The sequence below is a fragment of the Sutterella parvirubra YIT 11816 genome (assembly GCF_000250875.1).
Lineage (GTDB): Bacteria > Pseudomonadota > Gammaproteobacteria > Burkholderiales > Burkholderiaceae_F > Sutterella > Sutterella parvirubra.
Map to the genome: position 1 here is coordinate 21,968 of NZ_JH604939.1, position 10,899 is coordinate 32,866.

The following is a 10,899-nucleotide window of genomic DNA, read 5'->3' on the forward strand; positions in this document are numbered from 1 at the left end:
CCCGCCCCTCCCGCGGCGGCTGCGGCCAAAGCGCAGCCGGCGAGGAAGGTGCGTCGGTCGATGCGGACCGGCGTCATCACGAGGCCTTGCGAACCTTGACCGCGGTCTTCTTGTAGTCGGGCTCAAGCGAGATCGGGTCGGTCGCGTCGATCACGACGCTGTTGACCATGGCGCGCTCGTCGAAGAAGGCCATCCAGACGCTGCCCTTGGGCATCTTCTGGCGGACCTGCGTCTCAACCTTGGCGCGGCAGGTGCCGTAGCGGCTCGTCACCTCAGCCAAATCCCCGCGCTTCATGCCTCGCTTTTCGGCGTCCTGCGGGTTCATGTAGAGGAGCGCTTCCGGGGCGGCGCGGTGGAGTTCCGGCACGCGGCGCGTCATCGAGCCCGTGTGCCAGTGCTCGAGGATGCGGCCCGTGGTGAGCCAAAGGTCGTACTCGGCGTCGGGCTGCTCCACGGGCGCCGCGTACGGACGCGCGAAGATCTTCGCGCGGCCCGGATAGGCCTTCTGCTCCTTGTCGGTGACGCCCGAGAGGTTCCCCGTCGGCATCGCCTTCATGAGCGGACCGTAGAAGAGCTTCTCTTCCTTCGCGTACGGATCGAACGCGGTGTTGAAGCGGTAGGGCGTTTCCTTGCCGTCGACCACCGGCCAGAGGAGGCCGCGGCACGCGTCCGACTGGTACGTGTCGAAGTCGGCGAGGTCGTGACCGTTCCCGACCGTGAACTGACGGTACTCGTTGAAGAGCGCCTTTTCGGGGAAGTAGGCGAGCCCGAGCGCTTCGCCCGTGGCGTTCGAGCGGTTCGGGTACTTCGGATCCGGCCAGACCGCTTCGGCGCGCCCGCCCGTCGGGGCGTAGAGCACGTCAAAGAGCGTGGCGTCGGGCTTGATCCCCATCTTTTGGGCTTCGTCCAGCACGCTCGGGAGCTTGTCGCCGGGGACGCCCTTCAAGGGCAGTTCGCCCCAGGTGTCCGCGATGCGGATGCGCTTCGCGAGTTCCATCATCATCCAGACGTCGGTGCGGGCTTCGCCCGGGGCCTTCACGACCTGCGGCCACGCCTGCGTGCGGCGCTCCCCGTTCCCGTAGAGGCCCCACTTCTCGAAGTGGCCCGCCGCGGGGAGGATCAGGTCGGCGGCGCGCGCCGAGTACGTGGGATAGATGTCCGACACGACGACGAAGGAGCCGGGCCGCCGGGTCGCTTCGGTCCAGTGCGTGTTGTTGGGGGCGGACTGCATGACGTTGACGACCTGCATCCAGAGGAAGTCGATCGAGCTGTCTTCAAGGCCGCGCAGGATTTCCATGACGGAGGCACCCACCTTGGGGTTGAGCGTCCCCTTCGGGATCGACCAGATCTTCTCGGTCTTTTCGCGGTGCGCTTCGTTCGCGACCAGCATGTCGGCGGGAAGACGGTGGCAGAAGGCCCCGACCTCGCGCGCGGAGCCGCAGGCGGAAGGCTGACCGGTGAGCGAGAAGGCGCCGTTCCCGGGCTGGGCGTGCTTGCCGAGGAGAAGATGAATGTCGTAGATGAGTTCGTTCATCCAGACGCCGCGCTGGTGCTGGTTCACGCCCATGCACCAGTAGCTCATGATGTTGCGGGTGCGGTCGCAGACGAGGTCGGCGAGCTCGGCCAACTTCCGGCGGAACGTGTCGGCGGACTCTTCCTGGTCGCCCTTCGCGAGTTCGGTCACGAAGTCGATCGTGTAGGGCTCGACCGAGCGCTTGAAGTCCTCGAACGTGATCGCCCAGTGGTTGCCGGCGGGGCCGCCCGCGTTCTTCTGCTCGACGACTTCGCCCACCTTCTTCCCCTGGGCGGCGGCTTCCCAGCGGTCGAGCTTGACGCGGAGCTGCCGCTCCAGCGTATCGCGCTCCGCAGGGCGCGACCACTTGTCGGTGTTCCGGAGCCCGTAGCCGATGTCGGTCGGACCCGTGCTGAAGACGCAGTGCTTCGAGACGAAGTCGTGGTCGACCACGTCGCGGCGGATGATTTCGCGGATGAGGAAGTTCGCGATCGCAAGGTCGGTGTTGGGCTTGAAGACGATCGTGAGGTCGGAGAGGTTCGACGAGCTGTGAAGGTGCGTCGTCAAGGAGACGATCTTCGTAGGCTTGTGCGTCAGCTTCCGGTTCGTCATGCGCGACCAGAGCACCGGGTGCGCTTCCGCGGGGTTGTTCCCCCAAAGGAGCATCACGTCGGACTTTTCGATGTCTTCGTAGTTGTTGGCGGGTTCGTCGACGCCGAAGGTCTGATAGAACCCGACCACCGCGCTCGCCATGCACATGCGGGCGTTCGGGTCGATGTTGTTCGAGCGCAGGCCGCCCTTGATGAACTTGCTCGCGCAGTAGGCTTCCGGAATCGTGTACTGACCGGAACCGATGATCGAGACGCCGGCGGGGCCCTTTTCGCGGTAGACGCGCATGAGCTCCCCGGCCATCACGTCGAAGGCCTCTTCCCAGGAGACGGGCTCGAAGCGCCCGGTCTTGTCGAATTTGCCGTTCTTCTTCCTGAGGAGCGGCTTCGTCAGACGGTCCTTCCCGTAGAGGATCTTCGCGTTGAAGTAGCCCTTGACGCAGTTGAGGCCGCGGTTCACGGGCGCGTCCGGGTCGCCCTTCGTGGCGACGACGCGGCCGTCTCGGGTGCCGACCTGCAGGCCGCAGCCGGTGCCGCAGAAGCGGCAGACGCCCTTTTGCCAGGTGATGCCGTCGTCGACGGCTTTGGCGGCCTCGGTTTCGGCGGCGGTGACGGGGAACCCGAGCGAGAGCGCGGCGCCCGCGGCGAGGCCGGAGCGGATCATGTCTCGGCGTTGGAATCGGAGGGGCTGTTGTTGGGTCATGGTGGGTCTCCGGAGAAGTGTGGGGGCGTCACTCGTCGGCGTCGAGGCCGACGTAGTGCGAGAGGAGGCTCGCGTCGAGGACGGGTTCAAGGCGGGAAACGGCGTTGAAGCGGGCGACTTCTTCGCGTTCCGTCTCGGCTTCGATCGTGCAGATGAGGCGGTCGTGGTCTTCGTCACGCTGGTGAACGAAGACGCCCTCGACTTGCGCGACGGCCTCCGCGGCGGCGTCGAGACGCCCGGGGCGGGCGACGACGAGAACGGCGGAACAGTTCATGGCTTGGGGAAACGGGCAGTTAAGCTGATGAACACGCTTTCATTGTAAAAATCGGCATGTTCGCGGACCATCCTCCTCTACGGAGACCCGGGGAGGTCCGGATGGGAGAGGGAAACCGCCCCCAACGGGGTATTTTTAGTGCGCGGAATGTCCGCCGGGGAGGCGGTGGCGGATCGCGGCGCCCAGGGCCGCGACGAGAAGAAGCGAGAAGAGGAGGTAGGGGAGCCCCTCGCCCGGCGCGGCGAGAAGGAGCGGCGTCCCGATCATGGGACTGACGGCGCCGGTGAAGCTGTTCAGGGCACTTACGGCGCCGAGGCGCGCACCTTGTTCAGAGGGCGACCCCGTTCGGGAGACGACGCTCTGAAGGGTCGGCCCCACGACCCCCATCAGCGCGAAGCCGCAAAGAAGCAGCCCCGCCACCGTACCCGAACCCGTGAGCCCGATCCCGACGATGGCGAGAAGCCCCACGGCGAGCCCGCCCCGCACGACCGTGTCGGGGGTGAACTTCCGGGAGACGCGCGGGAGCACGAGCCCTTGGGTCAGCGTGATCGCGGCCCCGAGCGCGAAGATCGAGAGCCCGATCGACTTCGGGGACCAGCCGTAGCGGAATTCCGTGTAGAGCGCCCAGGTGCACTGCACGAGACTCTGCGTCAGCGTAAAGAGCACGATGATGGCGAGCGCGGGAAGGAGGTGCCGCTCGGCGGAGAGCGACCGGAGCGTGCGGAAGGGATTGAGCGCCGCGGGCGAAATCGGACGCGTGTCGGGCGCGGTGAGGCTCTCGGGGAGGACGAAGAGCCCGTAGAGGAAGTTCACCAGGCAAAGCGCCGAGGCGACCATGAAGGGAAGGCGCGGGTCGGCTTCGCCGAGAACCCCGCCCAAGGCCGGCCCCAGCACGAACGCGATCCCGAAGACGGCGCCGATGCGCCCGAACGCGGCCGTGCGGTCGCCCGCGCGCGTCACGTCCGCGATGTAGGCCTGGGCGACGACGATGTTGGAGCTCACTGCGCCCCCCACGAGGCGCGACGCGAGGATCGCCCACAGGGAGGTCGCGAAGACCGGCACCACCATCATGAGCGCCAGCCCCCCGATCCCGGCCAGGAGCACCGGGCGGCGGCCGATTCTGTCCGAGAGCGCGCCGATCACGGGCGCGGCCGCGAACTGCATCAGGCCGTAGCTCAGCATGATCGCGCCGTACCAGACCGTCTGCAGCTCGCGCGTCTCCGCGAGCGTGCCGATCAGGCGCGGCAGCACGGGGATGATGAGGCCGATGCCGAGAGCGTCCAGAAAGACGCAGGCGAGCACGAAGCCGACGGCGGGACGTCGGAAACCGGTCATGTCGATGGGGACGAAACGTTGTGGAAACTGCCGTCCATGATAACGGGTGAAACGCCCGGTCGGCGGTGTTGCCGGGGCCGTTCGGGTACCGCGAAAAACCGCTAGGGGAATGGACGAGGCCGTTTGAGGCTCATCAAGAGAACGGACATCCTTTGCAAAAAACTGGCTGGAGGAAAGCGATTTTGACGGTCTTCGGACGCCTCGTCCGCGTTCGGGCTGTTACCGTGTAGCCCTATGAGGAGCCGCCCCCGTCAGGCTCCGCCTTCACGAATAAAAAAATCAAAGGAGAACTCTCATGACTCGAGTGTTCAAGTTTGCGATGCCCTTCCTTCAGGGCTCGCTCGTCAAACAGATTCTGGTCGGCCTAGTCCTGGGCATCATCCTGGGCATGGCCGCCCCCGAAGCCGCCAAGGGAGCGGGGTTCCTCGGCACGATCTTCGTCACGGCCCTGAAGGGCGTGGCGCCCATCCTCGTCTTCGTGCTCGTCATGAGCTCGATTGCGAACCAGCGTTTGGGTGAGGACCTTCACATCAAGCCGATTCTGGTCCTCTACATGATTTCGACCTTCGGCGCGGCCGTTCTCGCCGTCATCGCGAGCTTCATCTGGCCCACGCAGATCGCACTCGTTGCGGATGCCGAATCCCTGGCTGCGCCGGGCGGCATTCTTGAAGTCTTTGAAAACCTGATTCTCAACGTCGTCGACAATCCCGTGCACGCGATTGCGACCGCCAACTACATCGGCATCCTCGCTTGGGCGATCGCCATGGGCGTGGTGCTGCGCCACGGCGTTCCCGCCACCCGCGAAGTCCTCTCGGACGCCGCCAAGGGTGTGGAATTCGTCGTGCGCATCGTCGTGCGCTTCGCCCCGATCGGCATCTTCGGTCTCGTCGCGTCGACCCTCGCGACCACGGGTCTCGAAGCCATGACCGGGTACTTCAAGCTCCTTGCCGTCCTGATCGGCACGATGGCCGCCGTGGCGCTCATCCTCAATCCGTTCCTCGTCTGGCTCACCATCCGCGCGAATCCGTTCCCCTACACCTGGATGACGCTTCGCGAATCGGGCGTCGCCGCGTTCTTCACCCGTTCGTCGGCCGCCAACATCCCGGTGAACCTCGAAATCTGCCGCCGTCTCGACCTCCCCGAATCGACCTACTCGGTGTCGATCCCCGTGGGCGCCACGGTCAACATGGCGGGCGCCGCGATCACGATCACCGTGCTCACCCTCTCGGCCGCGTTCTCGCTGGGCGTCACCGTCGACATCCCGACCGCGATCTTCCTCTCCTTCATCGCCGCGGTCTGCGCAGCCGGCGCCTCGGGCGTCCCGGGCGGCTCGCTCATGCTGATCCCGCTCGCCTGCGGCCTCTTCGGCATCGACCAGAACACCGCGATGCAGGTCGTCGCCGTCGGCTTCATCATCGGCGTGCTGCAGGACTCGTGCGAAACCGCGCTCAACTCGTCCTCGGACGCGCTCTTCACGATCGCCGCCTGCAAGCGTGCTGAACGCCTCGGCATCAAGATGAACTGACGCACTCGAGTCATTCGTCCGAAAAGCCCGCAGCCTCCTCAGGTTGCGGGCTTTTTTGCGGGCCGGGGCAGGGCGTCGGCCACCGGTCCGCGTACAATCCGTCCATTGTCCCTTCCACACGCAGTCTTCTTTTCATGAAACGCTTCGCGGACCCGCATGAGGCCCTCAAACAGGTTTTCGGCTACGACCACTTCCGTGGGCTTCAGGCCCAGGCGGTGGCCGCGGCGCTCGAAGGCCGCGACGCGCTCGTATTGATGCCCACGGGCGGGGGAAAGAGCCTCTGCTACCAGATCCCCGCGCTGGTGAAGGACGGCCTCACGGTGGTGGTCTCGCCCCTGATCGCTCTCATGCAGGACCAGGTCGAGAGCCTCGCCGAAGTGGGCGTGCGCGCGGCGTTTCTGAATTCGACGCAGACCTCGGAAGACGCGATGCGGGTGCGCCGCGAGGTCCGCGCGGGCGAAATCGATCTCCTCTACGTCGCGCCTGAGCGCCTTCTCACCGCAGGGATGCTCGACTTTCTCGACACGGTGAAGGTCGCGCTCTTCGCGATCGACGAAGCCCACTGCGTGAGCATCTGGGGGCACGACTTCCGTCCGGTCTACGGGGAACTTGCGATCCTTCGCGAGCGCTGGCCCTCGGTGCCCCGCATGGCCTTGACCGCCACCGCGGACGAGCGTACGCGCGAAGAAATCGTCGGGCGACTTCTCGTCCAACCCGACGAGCTGGTGGCGAGCTTCGATAGGCCGAACATCTACTACTCCGTCGTCGAAAAGCGCAACGTCAAGGATCAGCTCCTCCGATTCATCCGCAACCGCCATCCGGGCGAGTGCGGCATCGTCTACTGCCTCTCGCGCGCGAACTGTGAGCTGATCGCCGCGCACCTGGAAGCGGCGGGCATCAACGCGTTGGCGTATCACGCGGGGATGCTCCCCGAAGACCGTGCGCAGCGGCTCGCCCGCTTTCAGCGCGAAGAGGACATCGTCATGGTGGCGACGATCGCCTTCGGGATGGGGATCGACAAACCGAACGTGCGCTTCGTCGCGCATGCGGACCTCCCGAAGTCGGTCGAAGGGTACTTTCAGGAAACGGGGCGCGCGGGCCGCGACGGCCTCCCTGCGGAAGCCTGGATGGCGTACGGCTTGAACGACGTCATGAACCAGAACCGGTTCATCGACCAAAGCGACGCCGACGACAACTGGCGGCGGCTCCAGCGCCAGAAGCTGGACGCGATGCTCGGCTACGCCGAGACCTGCGAATGCCGCCGCGTGCGCCTCTTGGCGCACTTCGGCGAAGCGTCGAAGCCCTGCGGGAACTGCGACAACTGCCGCAGACCCCCGAAGATGATCGATGCGTTGACGGAAGCCAAGATGCTGATCAGCTGCATCTGGCGCCTGCAGCAAAAGAGCGGGATGAGCTTCGGCGCGACCCACGTGGTCGACGTGCTCCTGGGCGCGAAGACCGAGCCCATTCTGCGCCACGGCCACGACCAGGTCTCGACCTACGGGATCGGGACGGGCCACACGAAGCAGCAGTGGCGCAGCATCGTGCGCCAGCTGATCGCGCAGCACATCCTCTGGGTCGATACGGAAAACTTCAGCGTGCTCCGCTTGGGGGAGAAGGCGAACGCGGTGCTCCGCGACGAAATCGCCGTGCGCGTGCGCGCGTCCGTCGCGGAGGACGGAGGGAGCGCGAACCGCTCCGGGGCAGCGGAGGCGCTCCACCTCACCGGCCGCGCGAAGCGCCTCTTCGAAGCGCTTCGCCGCTGGCGCGCAGCGGAGGCGCGCGCAAGCGGCAAACCCGCCTATCTGATCTTCACCGACCGCACGCTCGCGCAGATCTCGAAGAAGCACCCCCGGCGGGAGGAGGATTTCGACTGCATCCAGGGGCTCGGTCGCAAGAAGATCGAGCGGTACGCTCCGGACATTCTCCGCATCACCGCGGAGACGTTGGACGACTGATCAAAGATCCTTCTTGCGGGGCTTCTGCTTGCGGTTCGAGACGATCTTGTCGAAGAGCCAGTCGGGGAGAAGCCGCATGATCTTCGCGAGAATCCCCATCTGCCACGGGATGACGACGTAGCTCTTCCTGGCGGCGATCGCGTCCGCCGCGCGGCGGGCGAATTCGTCCGGCTCCAGAATGAAGGGCATCTTGTAGGGGTTCTTCGCCGTCAGGGGCGTCTTCACGAACGCGGGGCAGACCGTGCTCACGCGGATGCCGTACTTCGCCATCGAGACGCGCAGGCTCTCGCAGTAGGTGATGACGGCGGACTTGCTCGCGCAGTAGGCTTCGGAGCCGGGAAGCCCCCGGATCCCCGCGACGCTCCCGATCCCGACCAGCTGGCCGCCCCCTCGGCGGCGCATCGGCTCGATGAAGGGGTGGAACGTGTTCGCCATCGCGAAGACGTTCGTGCGGTAGACCTCTTCCAGAACATCGAGGTCTTCGAGGTATTCGGTCTTGACGCCGACGGAAATCCCGGCGTTGGCGATCACGACGGTGGTGCCCCCGGAGAGGCGTTCGAACTCCTCTGCGGCGCGGAACACTTCGTCGCGCTTCGTCACGTCGGCGGGAAGCGCGAAGTAGCGGCGTTGGTCGCCGGGAAGCGTGGCGATCACGGCGGCGAGCTTTTCGAGGTTGCGGGCGACGAGCCCGAGCGTGGCGCCGCGGGCGGCGAACTCTCGGGCGAGCGCGGCGCCGATGCCGCTTGATGCGCCGGTGATGAAGACGTTGAGCACGGAAGACTCCAAAAGAAACGAAAGGGCGCCGCCCCAACTGCGGCGGACGCCCTTTTCAGGGGTTGTGCGGGCGGGACCGGTCAGCGGCCGGCGCGCACTTCCTCGACGAGCCAGTTGATCATGGCGGGGGTCGCCTCACGCGAACCCGTGAGGTGCGGACCCGTGGTGAAGCGGCCGCCCACGCCGATCATCGGCGTGCTGTCGATGCCGTAGGCCTGCCAGAGCTGCTGGGACTGACGGGTCTTGTTCTGCACGCTGAAGGAGCGCGTCGTGCGGTTCCAGAGGTCGGCGTCGACGCCGTTGTCCTTCATGAAGGCGGCGATGTCTTCGGCCGCGGTCTTCGGCGTGTAGGTGCGTTCCTGGTAGATGATGCTCTCGAAGAAGGGCATGTGGAGCTTCGGGAGCAGGTTGAGGGCTTCCAAAGCGAAGTACGCGGTGGAGAACGGCAGGAAGTCCGGCGTCCAGGCGACCGGGCACACGCGCACCGACACGCCCTGCGGCGCCTTCTTCTTCCAGGTTTCCCAGTGCGGCGCGAACTGCAGGCAGTGCGAGCAGGTGTAGGCGAAGAATTCGACCACTTCGATCGAATTGGCGGGATGCGGCGCGGGGTTGCGCAGCACAAGGTATTCCTTGCCCGCGGTGTACTTCGGGGCGGCAAAGACCTGACCCGCGGCGGGGGCGAGCGCGGCGGCGAGAAGGAGCTGTCGGCGGTTCAGCATGGCTGTGGGAGTCCTCAGTCGTTGGTTGGGGCTGGTGGGCTTATTTTTGTTCGACGATCACGGGACGCAGCCCCTGATCGGTGAGCGTTCCGAGCACTTCCTCGGCGCCCTGACGTTCGTCGAAGGGGCCGACGCGCACGCGCCAGTGGGGACCGGAGCGCGTCACGGACGCGGCGATCCCGTTCATCGCGAGCTGCGCGGCGTGGTTCTGCGCATCGGATTCGCTCGAGAGCGAGGCGACCTGCACCCAGTAGGTGACGGCGCGCACTTCGCCCGGCGCGACGGCCTTGCCGTCGGCGTCGCGTTGGGCGGCCGAGCCCGTCGCGTCGACGGTCTTGACGCCGCTCGGCGCCGCAGGCGTGGCGACCTCGTCGGGACGCTGCTGCAGACGGGCGTTCGGGTCGACGCCCCCGGCGAGCTTCGCCGCGGGGTCGACGTCGGCCGTCACCTTGTCGACCTTGTTGACGCAGGGCACGGGGCTCTTCGTGATGAGGATCGCCGCGGCGGCGGCGATCGCCAGGCCGGTGACGACCCCGATCAGAAAGCCGGCGAAGCCGGTCGCGAATCCACCTTTGGCTGCCACGCTCGTGTCTCCTTAGGCCTCGTCCTCGCGGCGCATCGACTCGGGGGCGGAAATGCCCAGGAGCGCGAAGCCGTTGGCGAGCACGCGGCGGGCGGCCGCGAGCAGCGCGAGGCGGGCGTTGCGTTCGGTTTCGTCCTCGACGACGACGCGCTCGGCGTTGTAGAACGCGTGGAACGCGGCGGCGAGGTCCTTCAGGTAGTAGCAGAGCACGTGGGGCGCATGGTCGCGCGCCGCCTGCGTGAGCATCTGCGGGTATTCGGCGATGGCGGCGAGAAGCTGCCCGGCGGCTTCACCCGTGAGCGCGGAGAGGTCCGCACCGGCGAGTTCGGCGTCGGAGGGAACCGCGTAGCCCTGCTCAAGGGCCTTCGCGAAGACCGAGCAGATGCGCGCATGGGCGTACTGCAGGTAGTAGACCGGGTTCTCGTCGCTCTTTTGCTGCGCGAGCGTCACGTCGAAGACGAATTCGGCGTCGCTCTTGCGCGAGACGAGGAAGAAGCGCGCGGCGTCGCGGCCCGCCCATTCGACGAGGTCGTGGAGCGTGACGTAGTTGCCGGAGCGCTTGCTCATCTTGACGGGTTCGCCGTCCTTGATCACCGAGAGCATCTTGTGGAGGATGTACTCGGGGAATTCCTTCGGGATCGCGAGGCCCATGACCGAGCCCGCCGCCTGAAGGCCGGCGCGCACGCGCGCGATCGTGCCGTGGTGGTCGGTGCCCTGGATGTTGACGGCCTTCGTGAAGCCGCGTTCGAACTTCGCGAGGTGGTAGGCGACGTCCGGCACGAAGTACGTGTAGGTGCCGTCGGCCTTCCTCATCACGCGGTCCTTGTCGTCCTTGATGCCGTGGCCGAGGTCTTCGAAGCTCGTCGTCTTGAGCCAAAGCGCGTTTTCGGCTTCGTACGTCCGCCCC

General features: G+C 66.4%; 10 protein-coding genes. 2 read left to right on the top strand and 8 right to left on the bottom strand.

Annotation, left to right across the window (positions count from 1 at the left end):
- From HMPREF9440_RS12405 to HMPREF9440_RS04145, 4 genes are all read right to left on the bottom strand, one after another.
- The coding region (locus tag HMPREF9440_RS12405) for a twin-arginine translocation signal domain-containing protein (RefSeq protein WP_040763535.1) at positions 1-77 on the bottom strand (77 nt) is incomplete at its 3' end.
- The gene (gene napA, locus HMPREF9440_RS04135) at positions 77-2,824 is read right to left on the bottom strand and encodes a nitrate reductase catalytic subunit NapA (RefSeq protein WP_008541787.1); all 2,748 of its coding nucleotides are present in this window, start codon (positions 2,822-2,824) and stop codon (positions 77-79) included. The genes HMPREF9440_RS12405 and napA, both read right to left, overlap by 1 nt.
- Before the next feature lie 28 nt (positions 2,825-2,852).
- Positions 2,853-3,098, bottom strand: a complete 246-nt coding sequence (locus HMPREF9440_RS04140) for a chaperone NapD (RefSeq protein WP_008541789.1) — start codon at positions 3,096-3,098, stop codon at positions 2,853-2,855.
- Between the two features lie 135 nt (positions 3,099-3,233).
- Positions 3,234-4,433, bottom strand: a complete 1,200-nt coding sequence (locus tag HMPREF9440_RS04145) for a tetracycline resistance MFS efflux pump (RefSeq protein ID WP_008541791.1) — start codon at positions 4,431-4,433, stop codon at positions 3,234-3,236.
- Positions 4,434-4,728: 295 nt separating this feature from the next.
- Here HMPREF9440_RS04145 and sstT point away from each other — a divergent pair, with 295 nt between their 5' ends.
- Both sstT and recQ read left to right on the top strand, forming a co-directional pair.
- The gene (gene sstT, locus HMPREF9440_RS04150) at positions 4,729-5,958 is read left to right on the top strand and encodes a serine/threonine transporter SstT (protein WP_008541794.1); all 1,230 of its coding nucleotides are present in this window, start codon (positions 4,729-4,731) and stop codon (positions 5,956-5,958) included.
- Between the two features lie 134 nt (positions 5,959-6,092).
- Positions 6,093-7,916 carry a DNA helicase RecQ gene (gene recQ, locus HMPREF9440_RS04155; RefSeq protein ID WP_008541796.1) on the top strand — a complete coding sequence of 608 codons (1,824 nt, stop codon included), beginning with the start codon at positions 6,093-6,095 and terminating at the stop codon, positions 7,914-7,916.
- Here the strand turns inward: recQ and HMPREF9440_RS04160 are convergent, their stop codons facing one another.
- The 4 genes from HMPREF9440_RS04160 to HMPREF9440_RS11875 all read right to left on the bottom strand — a co-directional run.
- A complete protein-coding gene (locus HMPREF9440_RS04160; protein WP_040763537.1) occupies positions 7,917-8,690 on the bottom strand; it encodes an SDR family oxidoreductase in 774 nt (257 codons plus the stop codon). It abuts the gene before it with no gap.
- Between the two features lie 80 nt (positions 8,691-8,770).
- A complete protein-coding gene (locus HMPREF9440_RS04165) occupies positions 8,771-9,409 on the bottom strand; it encodes a thiol:disulfide interchange protein DsbA/DsbL (protein ID WP_008541799.1) in 639 nt (212 codons plus the stop codon).
- A 40-nt stretch (positions 9,410-9,449) separates the two neighbouring features.
- Positions 9,450-9,992: an SPOR domain-containing protein gene (locus tag HMPREF9440_RS04170; protein WP_008541800.1), complete on the bottom strand. Its 543-nt coding sequence runs from the start codon at positions 9,990-9,992 to the stop codon at positions 9,450-9,452.
- 12 nt (positions 9,993-10,004) lie between these two features.
- Positions 10,005-10,899 (bottom strand): DALR anticodon-binding domain-containing protein (locus HMPREF9440_RS11875; RefSeq protein WP_040763538.1); only part of this gene is annotated, 895 nt, incomplete at its 5' end.

Excerpts from the sequence above, each read along its gene's own strand:
- sstT (WP_008541794.1), top strand. The coding sequence starts at position 4,729 with ATGACTCGAGTGTTCAAGTTTGCGATGCCCTTCCTTCAGGGCTCGCTC.
- HMPREF9440_RS04165 (WP_008541799.1), bottom strand. The coding sequence starts at position 9,409 with ATGCTGAACCGCCGACAGCTCCTTCTCGCCGCCGCGCTCGCCCCCGCC.
- HMPREF9440_RS04145 (WP_008541791.1), bottom strand. The coding sequence starts at position 4,433 with ATGACCGGTTTCCGACGTCCCGCCGTCGGCTTCGTGCTCGCCTGCGTC.
- napA (WP_008541787.1), bottom strand. The coding sequence starts at position 2,824 with ATGACCCAACAACAGCCCCTCCGATTCCAACGCCGAGACATGATCCGC.
- HMPREF9440_RS04140 (WP_008541789.1), bottom strand. The coding sequence starts at position 3,098 with ATGAACTGTTCCGCCGTTCTCGTCGTCGCCCGCCCCGGGCGTCTCGAC.
- recQ (WP_008541796.1), top strand. The coding sequence starts at position 6,093 with ATGAAACGCTTCGCGGACCCGCATGAGGCCCTCAAACAGGTTTTCGGC.